This window comes from Mucilaginibacter agri (assembly GCF_009928685.1).
Classification (GTDB): domain Bacteria; phylum Bacteroidota; class Bacteroidia; order Sphingobacteriales; family Sphingobacteriaceae; genus Mucilaginibacter; species Mucilaginibacter agri.
Map to the genome: position 1 here is coordinate 48262 of NZ_WWEO01000039.1, position 17633 is coordinate 65894.

14 protein-coding genes are annotated in these 17633 nt (G+C 42.6%); 5 read left to right on the forward strand and 9 right to left on the reverse strand.

Annotation, left to right across the window (positions count from 1 at the left end):
• The first annotated feature begins 202 nt into the window (after positions 1-202).
• A complete protein-coding gene (gene pdhA / locus GSY63_RS04600; protein ID WP_166584653.1) occupies positions 203-1198 on the forward strand; it encodes a pyruvate dehydrogenase (acetyl-transferring) E1 component subunit alpha in 996 nt (331 codons plus the stop codon).
• Positions 1199-1230: 32 nt separating this feature from the next.
• Complete coding sequence (locus tag GSY63_RS04605) at positions 1231-2889, forward strand: pyruvate dehydrogenase complex dihydrolipoamide acetyltransferase (protein WP_166584654.1); 1659 nt, start codon at positions 1231-1233, stop codon at positions 2887-2889.
• A gap of 186 nt (positions 2890-3075) precedes the next feature.
• On the opposite strand, the gene GSY63_RS04610 is transcribed toward GSY63_RS04605, so the two are convergent.
• The 3 genes from GSY63_RS04610 to GSY63_RS04620 all read right to left on the reverse strand — a co-directional run bounded on the left by GSY63_RS04610 (position 3076) and on the right by GSY63_RS04620 (position 8229).
• Positions 3076-3375 carry a GIY-YIG nuclease family protein gene (locus GSY63_RS04610; protein ID WP_166584655.1) on the reverse strand — a complete coding sequence of 100 codons (300 nt, stop codon included), beginning with the start codon at positions 3373-3375 and terminating at the stop codon, positions 3076-3078.
• A 516-nt stretch (positions 3376-3891) separates the two neighbouring features.
• Entirely contained in the window at positions 3892-5838 is a 1947-nt protein-coding gene (locus GSY63_RS04615) for an ATP-dependent nuclease (RefSeq protein ID WP_208094461.1), read from the reverse strand.
• Positions 5839-6255: 417 nt separating this feature from the next.
• Complete coding sequence (locus GSY63_RS04620; RefSeq protein WP_208094462.1) at positions 6256-8229, reverse strand: vWA domain-containing protein; 1974 nt, start codon at positions 8227-8229, stop codon at positions 6256-6258.
• 85 nt (positions 8230-8314) lie between these two features.
• Here GSY63_RS04620 and GSY63_RS04625 point away from each other — a divergent pair, with 85 nt between their 5' ends.
• The 3 genes from GSY63_RS04625 to GSY63_RS04635 all read left to right on the forward strand — a co-directional run bounded on the left by GSY63_RS04625 (position 8315) and on the right by GSY63_RS04635 (position 12023).
• On the forward strand, positions 8315-8887 hold the full coding sequence (locus GSY63_RS04625; protein WP_166584656.1) for an RNA polymerase sigma factor: 573 nt from the start codon (positions 8315-8317) through the stop codon (positions 8885-8887).
• Complete coding sequence (locus GSY63_RS25045; RefSeq protein WP_166584657.1) at positions 8877-10163, forward strand: energy transducer TonB; 1287 nt, start codon at positions 8877-8879, stop codon at positions 10161-10163. The genes GSY63_RS04625 and GSY63_RS25045 overlap by 11 nt, the downstream gene beginning before the upstream one ends.
• Positions 10164-10235: 72 nt before the next feature.
• Positions 10236-12023: a DUF885 domain-containing protein gene (locus GSY63_RS04635; RefSeq protein WP_166584658.1), complete on the forward strand. Its 1788-nt coding sequence runs from the start codon at positions 10236-10238 to the stop codon at positions 12021-12023.
• A gap of 198 nt (positions 12024-12221) precedes the next feature.
• Here the strand turns inward: GSY63_RS04635 and GSY63_RS04640 are convergent, their stop codons facing one another.
• Genes GSY63_RS04640 through GSY63_RS04665 form a run of 6 tightly spaced genes read right to left on the reverse strand, consistent with a single transcriptional unit; the run spans position 12222 to position 17629 of the window.
• On the reverse strand, positions 12222-12950 hold the full coding sequence (locus tag GSY63_RS04640; RefSeq protein ID WP_166584659.1) for a DUF4197 domain-containing protein: 729 nt from the start codon (positions 12948-12950) through the stop codon (positions 12222-12224).
• A 44-nt stretch (positions 12951-12994) separates the two neighbouring features.
• Positions 12995-14002: an inorganic phosphate transporter gene (locus GSY63_RS04645; RefSeq protein ID WP_166584660.1), complete on the reverse strand. Its 1008-nt coding sequence runs from the start codon at positions 14000-14002 to the stop codon at positions 12995-12997.
• A gap of 18 nt (positions 14003-14020) precedes the next feature.
• Complete coding sequence (locus tag GSY63_RS04650) at positions 14021-14671, reverse strand: DUF47 domain-containing protein (RefSeq protein ID WP_166584661.1); 651 nt, start codon at positions 14669-14671, stop codon at positions 14021-14023.
• A 45-nt stretch (positions 14672-14716) separates the two neighbouring features.
• A complete protein-coding gene (locus tag GSY63_RS04655) occupies positions 14717-15778 on the reverse strand; it encodes a sensor histidine kinase (protein ID WP_166584662.1) in 1062 nt (353 codons plus the stop codon).
• A gap of 9 nt (positions 15779-15787) precedes the next feature.
• A complete protein-coding gene (locus GSY63_RS04660) occupies positions 15788-16486 on the reverse strand; it encodes a methyltransferase domain-containing protein (protein WP_166584663.1) in 699 nt (232 codons plus the stop codon).
• Positions 16487-16504: 18 nt separating this feature from the next.
• The gene (locus GSY63_RS04665) at positions 16505-17629 is read right to left on the reverse strand and encodes an NAD(P)/FAD-dependent oxidoreductase (RefSeq protein WP_166584664.1); all 1125 of its coding nucleotides are present in this window, start codon (positions 17627-17629) and stop codon (positions 16505-16507) included.
• Positions 17630-17633 lie beyond the last annotated feature (4 nt).

The following is a 17633-nucleotide window of genomic DNA, read 5'->3' on the forward strand; positions in this document are numbered from 1 at the left end:
GTACAAAGGTATATTTATTTATAAGGAAACAAAATTTGAAACTAAATAAACTTTAAATTAATTGTTAGCATTTTTGGTTAAGTCCTGTCATGCAATTGTCTGCCGATAATAATAATTCATAACAAATGTGTTGTAGTTTCCTTTTTTAACAGATATAATTTAGATTTGCGCTTTCTCTAAAAAGAAACGGATCGTTTAACAGATGAGTTCAATTGAAATAACTAAAGACACCTACCTACAGTGGTACGAGTCAATGCTGCTGATGCGCAAGTTCGAAGAAAAAACCGGACAGCTATACGGTCAACAGAAAATCAGAGGTTTTTGTCACTTATATATAGGTCAGGAAGCATTGCTTGCTGGTGCTATGTCAGTGCTTAGACCAGATGATAGTTTGATAACCGCATATCGCGATCACGCGCATGCAATTGCAAAAGGTACACATCCAAACGCTGTAATGGCAGAGATGTATGGTAAAGTAACAGGCTGCTCAAGAGGTAAAGGCGGATCGATGCACATGTTTGATGCTGAAAATAAATTTTTCGGTGGTCATGGTATCGTAGGCGGTCAGATCCCTTTGGGTGCCGGTATTGCGTTTGCCGAAAAATATGCCGGTAAAGACAGTGTTTGCGTAACTTATATGGGTGATGGTGCTGTGCGTCAGGGTGCGTTAAATGAAACCTTTAACATGGCCGCTTTATGGAAACTGCCTGTAATTTTTGTTTGCGAAAACAATGGTTACGCTATGGGTACTTCTGTAGCACGTACTACCATCGAACCGGATATTTATAAATTAGGTATCCCTTACGGTATCCCTTCATCGGCTGTTGATGGTATGGACCCGGTTGCGGTACACAACGCAATGAACGAAGCGGTTGACCGTGCACGTGCCGGCGAAGGACCAACTTTCCTGGAAATGCGTACTTACCGCTACAAAGGCCACTCTATGAGCGACCCTCAAAAATACCGTACCAAAGAAGAGGTTGAAAGCTACAAAGCAAAAGACCCGATCGAAATCGTAAAGCAAGCTATCGAAGCAAATAAATATGCTGACGAGAAATGGTTCGAAGAGATCGATGCTAAAATAAAAGGACAGGTTGACGAGGCAGTTAAATTTGCCGAAGAGTCTCCTTGGCCAGAAGCATCTGATCTGTACACTGATGTTTACGTACAGAAAGATTACCCGTACATCAAAGACTAATAATTTAAAAACAAAATACTTATCTATAAACTATGGCCGAAGTAGTAAAGATGCCTAAAATGAGTGACACCATGACCGAAGGTGTTATTGCAAAGTGGCACAAAAAGGTTGGCGATAAAGTAAAATCTGGCGATGTATTGGCCGAGGTTGAAACTGATAAAGCTACCATGGATTTTGAATCATACCAGGATGGTACTTTATTATACATCGGTGTACAGGAAGGCAGCGCTGTACCTGTAGACCAGGTTATTGCTGTGTTAGGTAAAGAAGGCGAAGACTACAAGGCTGCGCTTGATGCTGCCGGCAGTGGTGACGCTCCTAAAGAAGCTGCTACTGAAGCTGCTCCTGCCCCTCAGCCATCTGCTGATACTTCAAAACCAGCTGCACCGGCTGTTGACTTATCCAGCATCCCGGCAACGGTTATCCGTATGCCGCTTTTAAGCGATACCATGACAGAGGGTACCATTGAAAAATGGAACTTTAAAGTTGGCGACAAAGTAAAATCTGACGATTCATTGGCTGACGTGGCAACCGATAAGGCTACCATGGAGGTTGTTGGATACGAAGAAGGTACCCTGCTTTACATTGGTGTTAAAGAAGGCGAAGCCGCTAAAGTAAACGACATTATTGCTATTGTAGGTAAAGAAGGTACAGACATTACGCCGTTGCTTAACGCTCCGGCCGATGGCGCGCCTGCTGCTACTGCAGATGCTTCACCTAACGCTGCTCCGGTAGCTGCTAAAGAAGAAGCTGCTGCTCCGTCTGATTCAACTGGTTCGCCGGAAGATGACAGCCGTGTTAAGGCATCACCACTAGCCCGCAAAATAGCTAAAGATAAAGGCATCAACTTAAACGATGTTAAAGGCAGCGCAGAAGGCGGCCGCATTGTTAAGAAAGATGTTGAAGAATATACGCCTGCTGCTAAACCGGCTGCTGCCCCTGCAGAATCTGCAAGTGCTCCTGCTGCTAAAGCTGCTGCGCCTATCACTTTACCAACCGTACTTGGCGAAGAGCGCTTTACCGAGAAACCGGTTACCCAAATGCGTAAAACCATTGGTAAACGTTTATCTGAGAGCTTGTTTACTGCGCCGCATTTCTATGTAACCATGTCTATCGATATGGATGCATCTATTGCAGCCCGTACCAAGATCAACGAAGTTGCCCCGGTTAAAATATCATTTAACGACTTTGTAGTTAAAGCTTGTGCCGTTGCCTTAAAACAACACCCTGCCATTAACTCGGCATGGTTGGGCGACAAGATCCGCGTTAACGAGCACGTTAACATCGGTGTTGCCGTTGCAGTTGACGAAGGTTTGTTAGTACCGGTTATTAAATTTGCCGATAGCAAATCGTTAAGCCACCTATCTGTTGAAGTAAAAGAATTTGCTAAAAAAGCGAAAGACAAAAAACTTCAGCCAAACGAAATGGAAGGTTCAACCTTTACCATCTCTAACTTAGGTATGTTTGGTGTTGACGAGTTTACTGCAATTATTAACACACCGAACGCTGCTATCCTTGCGGTTAGCGGTATCCAGCAAGTGCCGGTTGTTAAAAACGGTGCAGTAGTACCAGGCAACGTAATGAAAGTTACCCTAAGCAGCGATCACCGTGTGGTTGATGGCGCTTCTGCAGCAGCTTTCTTATTAACCTTAAAATCATTATTAGAAGAGCCGGTTAGATTACTGATCTAATTATAGCATCTAATAACACATATTTGAAGCCCTTTGGAGATTATCCAAAGGGCTTTTTTTGTTGAGCTATTTTATCTCCCATCGTCATGCCGAATTTATTTCGGCACCCCACGTGTAAGCTCGATGATATACCCGTCCGTCATGCCGAACTTGTTTCGGCACCCCACACGCTAAGCTCAACAGCTATTATTCAGTCTCAATATTCTCCTTCAAATCCATCATCGTAGGGTTAACAGATTTAATCAAATTAACTTTCCATTCATGATGCCAGTTCTTCAATTGCTTTTCCCGGTCTATGGCATCTGTAATTCTTTCAAAACCTTCGTAATAAACCAAATCAAATAATCTATACTTTTTTACAAATGCAGAACCCTCGTTATTTAAATGTTGCCATACCCTGGTTCTGAGGTCGCTGGTTACGCCGATGTAAAAGGTAGTGCGGTATTGGTTTGACATAATATAGATGCAGGGCTGCTTGAATAACATGCCTTTAATATAGTGTTTATCTTATTATTCGCATATCTGTCCTGTGGGTTGCCGAAACAAGTTCGGCATGACGTGGTGGAGAGGGGTTGATATTTTGAATTACTCGCGTTATTGTGAGGTAAGCGAACTCATTACCGGTGACACAAACTCTAATAGAGCAGGAAAACCCTAATTGGCTTTTCTTAAATAAAGATATAATGGCCTGGCCTCCAGTCAAGATGGCGTAAACCCATTAATCGCAGGAGATTCTTCGCTGACGCTCTGAATGACAAAAGTTTTATATCTGTCCTGTGGGTTGCCGAAACAAGTTCGGCATGACGTGGTGGAGAGAGGTTGATATTTTGAATTACTCGCGCTATCGTGAGTAAGCGAACTAATAGAGCAGGAAAATCCTAAATGGAGCCTTTTAAATAAAAATATAATGGACTGGCCTCCAGTACCTTAATTTAACAATGTTTCCGATTTCGAATTTTTCTTCCACTTTAACTGATTTATATTTTATATATCAATTAGATTTTAAAAAAGCTTATTAATTTCTATGAAGACCTTCTGAAAATTGTCAATTGTGATTTTATCAAAGAAGGTTATATCGATTCCTTTCGCAGCTAATATATTGGCAGGGCGATAGTGATTAAAACGATCGACACCTAGATACTTCGAAATTTGTATGAGGGTTGGCTTGATTTTATCATTTAAATCGGTAAGATTAATTTTTTTTGTAGGAAAAGCTTCATTATATATTTTTAAATAGTCTTCTTTTGCAAATAAATCTTCGATGTCTGCCGTTGTATAGCCCTCTAAAAACTCATCGAAAAAACGTATCTTCTTTTTAGCAATAATTTTATGATCGATCAAATCATCAAATTTTGCTTGACCATCTTTATAGGTGTCTAACAAACAGACAATGTTTAAATCGCTTCCTCTAAGTAGCGAGATGAACGTAGCAACTTTATCTAAGCCGCCGGTTGGAACAATTGTGATTTTTTCATCCAGACTTGTTAGCCCACTGGCTTGCAATAATGATGACATGACTTGTATATATAGTAAGTCACTTGCGCCTTCAACTAATAGGTTGTGTTTCGAAACAAATAGATTTTGCGCTAAATCATATCCTAATGCGGCCTGTAAAGGGAATAGGGTATTGGGGTCTTTTTCTTGGATACTGTCTGAAATTACGGAGCCCTTTTCAGTTTCAAAGACAGTTCTAACCTTATTGAGATTATCTGATTCTATCATAAATGGAGAATGTGTCGAATAGATTATTTGATAGTCATCGGACAAGTCTTCCAAAAACCTTAAAAGATTATCTTGGGCTGAGGCATGAAGATTTAGCCCTGGCTCATCTAATAATAGTATAAAATTACTCGTTTTATCCTCTTGAATTTTTTTGAACCAAACCAAGAAAGAAAAAAACCAATTGAAACCCTTACTCCTGTTTTTTAATGGTAAGGACACACCACTTCGTCTATTTTTGACACGAATGTCTAAAATATGTTCGACTACTTTTACATCAGTCAAGGTCTCCTGTTGACCGTTATATGGGTTTACAATAGTCTTTTTTTCTTCTTTCTGAATTTTATCTATATCAAAGATTATTTCTAAATTTTTATTAGTGCCCCAATATTTAAAAAGCTCATCAGTTATAGTGGCCTGGGTGGCCTCAAGTTCTGCTTTAAAATCTTCATAATTCTCAGCATCCATTAATTCGTCAACATTTATGTCTGCTAATTCAAATAACGCTTTTGCTGTTTTTTGTTCTTCATCATTTAAATCTTCACGTTGAAGATTTTCAATGCTAATTCTTGAGGGTAATGAGTAATATTCGTCGTAATAAAGGTACTTAGGTAGATTAGGAGCCAAATGAATTCTCATTATGTATTCGCATAACGGGTTTGCCCATCCGTTTACATTCTTGAAATAGTCTGAAAGCAATTTCAGAGCAGCGATGATTTTTTCATCTTTATATTCATTAATGACTGCATCTAACGAGTCTTTCTTAACTGCTGCCAAAAGCTTGTCATTTAAAGCTTTGCTAGAGATTCCCAAAGATTCCGTTTTGGCTTCTATAAACTTTTTAAAGTCACATGTTATATCGTTATACGTGCGTTTGTTAGAAAATTTATAAGAGACAGAAAAGTTTTTCTGGCTAAAAATTCCCTCGCCTATATCGTTGGCAATCGTAGCCAAGAGATTTTCACTAATTGAATAATTGCATGTAATAGCTATCGGGTCATCGCCACTCTTGTCAAGATTTTTTTTCTCCTTTCTTGGATAATCATGGGTAGTATTATACTTAAAACTCTTGTCATTTTGAAAGTAGTTAGATTTTGCTAAAGCCTCAAGTATTGATGTTTTGCCTGACTCATTCATTCCCACCAATATTGTAATATCATCTTCAACAATAAAGGATTGTTCATTTTCAATGCTTTTGTATTTATGGATTTTTACACTTTTGAGTTTCATGATTGAATAAATGCCAGTTCTACGATTGAATAACTTTTGTAATCAAATTAATCAATTGTAACTCGGTTGTTCGGTAGTATAAACACCCTATATCTGTCAGTGTAAACACCCTGTAAGTTTATATAATTCTCTGATGCGTGTGCATTTGATAGGGCATTTATTAATGTCCGGGGATATCAGCATTCCAAATGCTATCCGCTCAAGCTCGGCTACAAATGAGTACAGATTGAATCCATTCAAAAAATACTTTTAAGTCATAAAAAGTGGAACACTGAATGCTTTTTATGACTTAAAAGTATGTGGGATAAGAATTTGATTATAAGGCAGATATCTGGATTTTGCCGACAAATACTGACTTTTAAGTTGGAACACAGTGGTGCATGTGGAACTTTGCACCATGCACCACTATGTTCAGTGTTATTCTTTAGCGGCCAGCCCGCTGGCGGCCATCAGTTTAGCGCTCTCTGCCAGTTTCACAAACTCGGCGCGGTAGCCATCATGGTCGGTGCCTTTAGCGGCGCGGGCCATCTCTATCGCCTGGTCGAAGGTTGCTTTCTGTTTGTAATCAGATTCGCGCAACAGCATACCAAACTCGGCTACAGCAGCGGCGAAACGAAAGTCGGTTGAGGTGGCCGCCAAGGCAGTTGGTTGGTCCATAACTACTGCCTGGCTTAACTTACTTTTGTCCGATTCCGGCTCTTTGTAGCGGAACTTTATGGTCACCAAATCATTAGATAAATAACTTCCAGCTGGCTTCTGAACCTTTTGATATTTCAACGGATCAACACTGCTACTGAAGCTATCGTGTACCCCTGCCGGAATAATCTCATATAATGCGGTTACGGTGTGGCCAGCACCCATGTCGCCGGCGTCTTTTAGGTCGTTATTAAAATCTTCTTTGTTCAGCATCCGGTTTTCGTAGCCTATCAGTCGGTAGGCCTCTACCTTGCCGGGGTTAAATTCCAATTGTAGTTTCACATCTTTGGCTACCGTAAATAAGGTGCCACCAAATTCGCTTACCAGGGTTTTGCGGGCTTCGGTAATGTTATCGATATAGGCGTAGTTCCCATTGCCCTTATCGGCCAGGGTTTCCATCTTGCTATCCTTGTAATTACCCATGCCGAAGCCCAGGACAGACAAGAATACGCCGCTCTTACGTTCGTTTTCAATAAGTTGCTGCATATCTTCGTCGGATGATGCTCCTACATTGAAATCACCGTCGGTTGCCAAAATTACGCGGTTGTTGCCGCCTTTAATATAGTTGGTCTTAGCCACGTTATAAGCCAGTTTTATACCCGCGCCGCCTGCGGTAGAACCACCCGCAGTTAAGTTATCAATGGCTTCTTTAATGGCGGTTTTTTGATCGCCGGGGGTAGGGGGTAATACCATTCCGGCGGCGCCGGCATAAACTACAATCGCAACTTTGTCTTTGTCACGCAATTGATCTACCAATAGTTTTAATGATGATTGTACTAACGGCAATTTATTTGGCTGCATCATAGAGCCCGATACATCGATCAAAAATACAAGGTTTGAAGCTGGTAACTTATCTGTGGTAACGGTTCTGGCTTTTAAGCCAATACGCAACAGGCGGTGCAATGGATTCCACGGTGCCGAAGAAAGTTCGGTATGGATTGCTACGGGCGAGTTATCTGTAGGGCCGCTGAGGTTGTAATTAAAGTAATTGATCATCTCCTCCACACGCACCGCATCTTTAGGCGGCAGTTGGCCGTTATTAATAAAGCGGCGCACATTAGTATAGGACGCCGCATCTACATCAACCGAAAACGTGGAGAGCGGGTTATCTAAAGGATTCTGAAATCCATTTTCGGTTATACCTTTATACGATTCGTCATTGACAGGTGCCGGAGGGGCCATGTAACCATATATAGCGTTCTGCGATGTCGTGCCTCTAACTGTTACCTTCGCCGCGCTACCCGGGGTATAGGTGCGTGTAACTTTAACATCGCTTTTGCCAACTGGCTCATCAATTCTGATCTCGGCGTTAGCATCACCTACCCGGGTAACTGAACCGGTTACACTACGTTTTTGCTGAGTAGCATAGCCTGTAACTACAACTTCGTTTAATGCTTTGTTGTCCCTGTCGAGTTTAACGTCGATTTTGTCCGATTTGCCAATTGCTATTTTCTTAGGGATATATCCTATAAAGCTAAACACTAAGGCGGTTTTACCCTCGGGTATAGTAAGCTGATATTGGCCGGACTGGTTAGTCACGGTACCGACATTGGTACCTTCAACCTTAACGGTTACGCCCGTTATCGGTTGCTTATCTGTCGCATCATAAACAGTTCCGCTAATGGTGCGGTTGCTGGTTTGGCCAAATCCGGTAAGGCCGGTAAGCAACATAAAAAGTAATGACAGTTTTCTCATGGTTAGTTCTTTTAAGTTTATATAAGGATGCAGGCGTATACACATTTCCATAAGCCATTTAAAAAAATTATTTTACCCTCATTAAATGAGTTGGTTCAACAAGAAAACTAAGCCGGAGGAAACAGGCGACGAAAGCCTGCTTGCAACCTATCGCAGTACCGGCGACCTGGCCTTGTTGGGCAAGCTTTATGAGCGCTACATGCCCCTGGTGTATGGCGTATGTCTTAAATACCTGCAAGATGAGGAGCAGAGTAAAGACGCCGTGATGCAGATATTTGAGGACCTTGTTGATAAGGTTGTTAAGCATGATATCAAACAATTCAGGAGTTGGCTATATGTACTGAGTCGGAACTATTGCCTGATGCAGCTACGATCGGCTAAAAAGTTTGATACCGTTAGTGTAGATGATGTTATGGAATCGGCCTTTGTTTTGCATCCTGACAACAGTAGTAAAGAAGAATATCTGCAAAGCCTGGAGCGCTGCATGGAAAAACTTAATGACGCCCAAAAGCAAACCGTCGACCTGTTTTATTTGCAGGAGAAATGCTACAAGGATATTGCCGGGCAAACCGGCTTTAGTTTAAATGAGGTAAAGAGCTTTATCCAGAACGGGAAGCGCAACCTTAAAATTTGCATGGAAAAAAATAGTGAGCGTTAAAAAAACGGACATATCGCAAATAAGGAAGTATCTCAACGGGGAGCTTGATGCGCGCGCCATGCATAAACTGGAGCGACAGGCGCAAGACGATCCGTTTTTGATGGATGCGCTGGAAGGTTATACCGGGAAGAAAGATCAACAAAATAATTTGGACGATCTTCAACGCCACCTTAATCGTCGGGTTGCCGGCGGAAGCAAAAAGATGGTTGCCATGTGGCCATTAGTTTCGGTAGCTGCCTCAGTTTTAGTAATGCTTGGTGTTGGCGCGTGGTGGTTGATTGCGTATCAACCGGCAGTAAATAAAAAGCTTCCACCAACTGCCGATAACACGGTTATTGCAAGAACGCCGGTAGCTCATGCTACACCTTCGCCAGCAAACAGCGCAGAAATAAAGCCGCCTATACCTCAGCATCATGAAGAAATTAGACCTGCGCCGGTTGGACAGTCATACGCTGCTAATGCTATGCCTGGAACAGAAACTTTTAAAGGAGATGCTAACGCTGAAGTAAGGATTGATGAACCGGTTGGCAGGAGCGATGTAAAAGCAGCACCGGAAGACAGCGCGGCCAAAGACGCGATGTTGAAAGAGGTGATTATAACGGGCTACATGACGCAGCGAAAAAAAGATATAACTGGCTCTGTGGCAATTGTTCAGCCAATAGATAGTCAATTAAAAGGGCGTGTTGAGGGCGTTACTGTAACCTCGCCTACACTGAAGCAGCGGATGGATTCGCAATTTATTACCGGGCAGGTTTTTGCAAATGATGATAAACTGCCGATTCCCGGTGTTTCGGTCAGCGTTAGCGGTAAAAATACGGCCACGCAGACTGATGCTTTTGGAAGATTCAAAATAGCGGCAACAAAGTCGGATAAACTTAACCTGGGCTATATTGGGTTTGAGCCCAAAACTGTCAACGTAAAAGGTGATAGCCTAAACATTGTGCTCACACCAAGATACAATGCATTAAATGAAGTTGTAGTTGTTGGGTATGGTACGCAAAAAATAATTGAAGAGGCTCATCCAGTGAATGGTTGGGATGATTTTAGAAAATATCTTGAAGATAATACAACCTCGCCAGATGGTAAAGAAGGAAAAGTAAGGATTAGGTTTACCGTAAATGCCAACAATAGTCTCAGCGAATTTAAGGTGACCAAAAGTTTGAGCACAGCAGCCGACGCCGAAGCCATTCGCATAATTAAAGAAGGGCCGAAATGGATTCACAATGTAAGCGGAGAAGCTGAGACTGTAACCGTAAGGATCAACTTTAAAAAGTAAAACCTCGTAACAGCAACACGTTTGTAGGTTAATACTTTAATGCCTAATTTTAACCTTTAACCCCCTCAAATCATGCGCAAAATTTACACCCTGTTGTGTGCCGCCGTTTTGTTTACAGCTTGTAAGCAATCAGGTACAAATACAACCGTAGCGGTATCGTCAGATAATAAGGATATCGCTAAACTATTTGATAATTATTATGAAGACCGCCTGAAGCTGTTCCCGCTAGAGGCAACTTTTGCTGGCGATAGCCGCTATAACGACCTGTTGCCCAATGATGGTTCGGCCGAGTTTATTAAGCAATCGCACGATTTTTATATCAGCTATTTAAACAAACTGAAAGCTTTTAAGCGCGAAGACCTTGACCAGGCTGATCAGCTATCATACGATATTTTCAATTACGAAATGAACATCGCCATTGCAGGCTACGATCATCATTTCGAATACCTGCCGATGAACCAGTTTTTCTCGCTGCCATTAACATTTGGTCAACTGGGATCTGGTACAGGTGCACAACCGTTTAAAACGGTTAAGGATTATGATAATTGGTTGAAAAGAATATCTGCTTTTAAACTATGGGCCGATACGGCCAAAGCCAACTTTGATAAAGGCATTAAAGCCGGTGATGTATTGCCTAAGGCGCTTGTGATAAAAACTATACCACAAATGGAAAGCATGGTAGTTGCATCGCCAGAAAAGAGCTTGTTTTACGGCCCAATTGATAGCCTGCCAAAAAGTTTTTCAGACGGAGACAAAAAACGCCTCACTGATGCTTATAAGCAAGCGATCATGACGGAAATTGTCCCGACCTACAAAGGTTTGGCCGATTATCTTAAAACTACTTACCTGCCGCATGCGCGCGCTACATCGGGTTATTCTGCCATGCCTGATGGCCCGGGTATGTACAAGTATTTGGTTAAGCAGAACACTACCACAGATAAAACCCCTGAAGAGATCTATCAGCTGGGCCTTAAAGAGGTTGCCCGTATCCGGATGGAGATGGATAGCATCAAAAATAAAGTTGGCTTTAAAGGCGACTTGAAGGCGTTTTTTGAGTACATGAAAACCAATCCTAAGTTTATGCCTTATAAAACGCCTAAACAGGTATTGGATGCTTTCGAAAACATTCACAAGCGCATGGAGCCAAACCTGAAAAAGATGTTTAATCATGTGCCTAAAACACCATTCGAAATTCGCCAGACTGAGGCCTTCCGTGCGGCTTCGGCCAGTGCCGAGTACAACCAGGGTAGTGCCGATGGTAGCCGTCCGGGTATATTTTACGTACCGATATTAGACGCTACTAGATTCAACATCACTTCGGGTATGGAGTCTTTGTTCTTGCACGAAGCCATTCCTGGTCACCACTACCAGATTTCTTTAACACAGGAAAATACGTCATTGCCTAAATTCCGTCGCTTTGGTGGAGATAATGCTTATGTAGAAGGCTGGGCACTATATTGCGAGTCCCTAGGTAAAGAGCTGGGCTTATATACCGATCCTTATCAGCACATGGGTGCCCTGGGCGATGAAATTCACCGCGCTATCCGTTTAGTTGTTGACGTTGCCATCCACACCAAAGGTATGACCCGCGAACAAGCTATTAAATACATGATGGATAACGAAGCTATAAACGAGCAAGGCGCTACTGCAGAAATTGAGCGTTATATGGCTATCCCAGGTCAGGCTTTGGGTTACAAAATTGGCGCCCTCAAAATCAGAGAACTGCGTACTAAAGCTGAAAAAGCATTAGGCAATAAATTCGACCTGGCCGAATTCCATAACCAGATACTGAAAGACGGATCGATGCCGCTGGCAGTATTGGAAAGTAAGATTGATGCCTGGATCGCTACGCAGAAATAGAATCAAGAGTCGAGAGTCAGGAATCAAGACTATATAAAAAGAAAGAGGCCGATGCATTGCATCGGCCTCTTTCTTTTTATATTTTTTTCTACCGTCACTGCGAGGTACGAAGCAATCCCCGATTAGAAAATCCGCGCTGCATAGCTTGGGATTGCTTCGTCGTACCTCCTCGCAAAGACATGAATTAAGATATCGGACTTACTTCTTATCCAATACCCCAAACACCTTTTGCAATAAAGGTGTAGTACGTGCCGACAAATTCTGGCGGATATTTAACTCTTCTAAAGCAATCTCGTAAAACAAACCATCTATGGCTTTCTGAGTAACATAATCATCCAGATTGGGGTTTACTTTGTTAAAAGTAAGCGGAATTTTGTTGTATTGATTGGCAAGTTGTGTATACAGGTTGGTTGCACCAACATTACCTAAGCTGGTGTGCACAACAGGTTTAAACTGGGTGGTAAGCGCAGCTGTTGTGGTCCTTTTAAAATATTGTGTAGCCGCATCCTGACTACCTGTTAAGATGTTGGCAGCATCTTGAACGGTCATTTGTTTTACAGCATCAATAAAAATTGGCTTGGCTTTTTTTGCGGCATCTTCGGCGGCGCGGTTAAGGGAAAGTACCACGTCGTCGCAAAGTTTGTTGAGGCCTAATTTACGAAGGGTTTTCTCGGCTTTTTGAGCTTCGGGCGGCATCAAAACTTTAATGGCCGCGTTGCCGAAATATCCGTTTAACGCCGATAACTGATCTGAGCTTTTGGTTGTGCCTTGTTCTAAAGCCTGCTTTAATCCGCTGATGATTTCTGTATTGGTTGGCAGGGGCAAACCGGTAACGGCAACCTTAGTATAGCGCGGCGCATAATCAAAACTGGTTAACGAAATGCTAACCGTAGCAAGCAGCAAAGTGGTAATTATTCCTTTCTTCATAGTAGCTAAAGAAACAAATAAATTCTGGCTTCGTTTGCTGCTGATTATATGAATTGGATAATGCTGTAAATGATACCTGCAAACAGGGCCGAGATAGGGATAGTAATAACCCATGCCCATACCAGGTTAATGGTTACACCCCAACGTACTGCTGATGCACGTTTGGTTAAACCCACCCCGATAATAGAGCCTGTAATAGTATGCGTAGTTGAAACAGGGATACCCAAACGTTCTGTTACGAATAATGTAATGGCACCAGCGGTTTCGGCACTTACACCTTCAAGCGGAGTTACCTTGGTAATCTTAGTACCCATGGTTTTAACGATTTTCCAACCGCCAGACATAGTACCTAAAGCGATAGCGCTGTAACATGCTAACGGGATCCACTCGGGCATTACTGCGCCGTTAGTGATCACTTTTTGCGATACCATAGCCACGTAGATAATACCCATTACCTTTTGCGCATCGTTACCACCGTGTGCAAAACTTAACGCACCAGATGATACTAATTGCAGGCGTTTAAACCAACGCTCGGCCGTGGCCGGTCGGGCGTTTTTACAGATATGGAGAATGAATATATTAATGACGACACCAAATACCAAACCTATAACCGGAGCCAGGAAGATAAAGGCCATGATTTGCAAGGTAGGGCCAAGGTTTACCGCCTCGATAGGGTTAACATGCATGTAAAGGGCATTTGTCATACCCGCACCGGCAAAACCGCCTATCAGCGTGTGAGACGAACTTGATGGGATACCAAACCACCAGGTAATTAAGTTCCAGGTAATGGCGGCAATTAGGCCGGCCAAAATAACATGTATGGTAATAAAGTGCTCGGGAACTGTTTTGGCAATGGTGTTGGCCACCTTATGGTCTTTAATTAAAAAGAAGGCAAGGAAGTTAAAGGCAGCTGCCCATAATACCGCTTGAAAGGGGGTTAAAACCTTTGTTGAAACAATGGTTGCAATAGAGTTGGCCGCATCGTGAAATCCGTTTATAAAATCGAATGCCAGTGCTAAGCAAATTACCGCAACAAGTAATGTAGTAACCATGTAATTGGTGGTAAGTGGTTAAGCGTTTTTAACTAAGATAGATTCCATAACATTGGCAGCATCCTCGCACATATCGGTAGCTGTTTCCAAGGCAGCTAGTATCTCTTTATGTTTTATCACTTTCAAAGCGTCTTTTTCATACAAAAACAGATCGGCAACTGCGCGGTCGAATACGTAATCGGCCTGGTTTTCGATGCTGTTAATGCGGATACAAGAATCTGCGATGGCGCGTACGTTGCGCAGGTCTTTTAGTTCGCGTACTGCTTTTTCTAAGTCGATGCTGGCTTGCAGAATCAGGTCAGACAGTTTGCGGATCGGTTCTGTGATTTCTTCTACATGATAAAGCATCATGCGGTTGGCAGAACCCTGTATGTTATCGGCCACATCATCAATTGCTGATGCCAGGGCGTGGATATCTTCGCGGTCAAAAGGAGTGATAAAGTTTTTGCCCAGTTCAAGGTAAACCTGGTGGGTTATATCGTCGCCTTTGTTCTCTAGTTTGTCAATTTGTTTAAACAGTTCTTCGCGCGTAGCAGCATTGTTATTGTTCACAGCTTCAACTAATACCGTAGCCATAGCTACCACATTACTTGCTGCTTGCTCAAATAAAGGAAAAAATACTTTCTTGTCTTTTGGTACAAAATACTGGAATATACTGTTTAATGACATAATACAAATTTTAGCAAAGGTAAGCTCTGTAATGTTAATTTAATGTTAACTCTTTAGTGGTATACCGGGGAATGGCAACTGTTGCTTTACTTTCTCTAAAGTAAAGCCAAATGTTGAGCCTATGCCCTCGGTGCTACGCACGTTTATAGTTTGTTCGTGTGCCTCAATAATATGTTTAACAATGGCTAGCCCTAATCCCGAACCACCTATTTGGCGTGATCTGCTCGAATCCGTACGGAAAAAACGCTCAAAAAGGCGTGGAAGGTATTTCTCCTCTATGCCATTCCCATCGTCGGTAACTTCAATTAACACCTGGTCGTGCAGTTCAAACAAACTTACAGCGGTGGTGCCGTTTTCACGGCCATACTTAAAGGAGTTATCCAGTAAATTTACCAGCACCTGGCTAATTTTATCCCTATCTGCTGTCACCAAAATAGGTTCATCATACTTCTGTTTAAAAATCAGTTTGGTGTTATGCTGCTTAGCTTTAAACTCAACCGTTTCAAAAACTTCCTTAATCAGGTCGTTAATTTTAAATTTAGTGAAGTTGATTGGCATTTCGCCCGATTCGAGCTTCGAAATTTCATCCAGGTCTTTGATCAGGTATGTCAGCCTTTCAACATTACGCGACGCCTTGCGCAAAAATTCGCGTGCCATGTCTGTATCATCAAAGTCATCGTCAGTAATGGCATCTATATAACCCTGTATGGCAAAAAGCGGCGTTTTAAACTCGTGCGATATATTAGACAAGAACTCTCTTCTAAATTTCTCTTGCTTGCGAAGCTCGTCTATCTCCGTTTTCTTTTCCCTGGCCCACTCTTTAACTTCATTTTCTACATCATTTATAGGGTCAGCGCTCATATTTTCGCCTAATGCGTCGCGCAGGTCTCGACCGAGTTTAAGGTTATGGATCAGTTTATAGATCAGCTTAATCTTCGAGTAAACGTACTTTTCTATTAGGTAGTAGAATACCAAAAAGCTGGTAAGAAAACTTACTATAAAAGTTATTCCCGCATCGTACCAACTCTGCTGAAAGTAATAGTTTACGCAAGAGAGCGTAATGGCTACTGCCGAAGCATTAATTAGTATAAGTACGCGTAGTTTCATGGTCTAAATTTATGATTTATAAATCACGATCTGCCAACGGAAGGCCCACATCCATTTTAATTTATAATTATTTATGCCGGCTTGAGCCAGTAATGCTTCCAATTCGTGCCGTTTAAAGCTGCGTTGTACAGAAAGCGGACCGTCATTTTGTGCCATTTTATTGCTGGTAAACAGATTGGTGATCACTTTTATGGCATAATACAACAGCCAATGGCGGTGCAGATCGGTAATGATAACACCACGGCGAGCGGCAGAGTTCATCTTCCTGATCAGCGTTATCCATTCCTCATCGGCAAAATGATGGGTGAATAGACTCGAGAGGATGATGTCAAAGCTATCCGGCTCAAAATTGTCCAGCAATACATCAGCCTTTACATAGCTGATGTGGGCATACGCCCTGGATTGCTGTCGGGCAAAGGTAATTGCTGCGGGGGCTGCGTCAACCCCGTTCAATTTTAAATTTATGTTATGTTTTTGCGCCCAGTTGGCTATGGCTATTAAAGCATCGCCGCCGCCGCACCCCCAATCGCTGATGGAATTGCCGTCTTCAACAGGGAATTGTTTCATTGCTTTAATAAGTGATTTATGCCCGCCAAATAAGGCGTTCATTTTACCAAGCCCTGCAAGTACCGGATCAATCTCGGTGGAAGGCAGGTCGAAGTCGTCCATAATTTCAGCAGTAACGGAACGGGTAGATAGGTCGATCATAAAGAAGATACGCCGCTATCAGGCAAAAGGTTTGCCGTGGGTTTTGCCGATGAGGTAGCGAGTTAACGGCGGAATGCCGTTGAGAAGGTTAAGTGTGAGCGCCGTGGTAGTATTATTACCAAACAATTTTTGCAACTGCCGTCCTGTCCATAAGCGTTGTGCAAACTGCTTGTTCCAGGCGGCGGTATATTGCTGTTCTATCAAAGCCCGTTTGCCTGGTGTAAAGTTTGCCGATTGGTAACGTTGGGCAATAATCTCAGAGAGTATTTTGGCCGAATGAATGGCCATCGTCATCCCGTTGCCACATAGCGGGGCAATCATCCCGGCGGTGTCACCGCTCATGAGGATATGGTTATCTACCGGTTCCTTTTTTTCGAAGGAGATCTCATTGATCACTTCGGGCTTATCGAGCAAGAACTCGGCTTTATTGAAAATATCTTTGAGATAAGGATTTTTGAGGATCACGTTTTCTTCGAGTGCAGGCAGGTTGCCATATTTACGCAAGTCGTCACGATGTGCCAGATAACACATGCAATGCCGGTCGGCTTCTATTTTGCTAATGCCGCAATAGCCGTTATGATAGTTATTAAGCTGAATAAGATCATCCGGAAAATCGACCCGCACATGAAACTTAACCGCCAGGTAAGGGCTGCGGCGAGAAAAGAATTTACGATTGAGTTTTTGATCAAGATTAGAGCGCTTGCCAAAAGAGCCGATCACCAAAGGGGCAGTCAGTTTTTGATTGGGGATAGTTATTTCAAATTGGTCATTTACAAACTGCACATCCTCCACCCGTGTGCCTAGTAAAAATTTAACGCCTTCGGCGGATGCCTTCTCGTACAAATAATTATCGAATGTGTAACGGCTTAACCCGAAACCACCTAAGTCCAGCTGCTGGCTCAGCTTAGTGCCAGTTACCGCAGTAACCTCGAGCCGTTTGATACTGGCAGCGCCCAATGCACTAACATCGATATCAAGATGCTCCAGAAAAGGAAGTACTTCGTTGCTGATGTATTCGCCGCAAACGCGATGAAAGGGGTAGGTTTTGCGTTCGATAAGTGTGACCTGTAATCCGGCGCGATTAAGTAAAATGGCGTTGAACAAGCCCGCCAATCCTCCGCCAATGATGATCAGGTCGTCCATAATG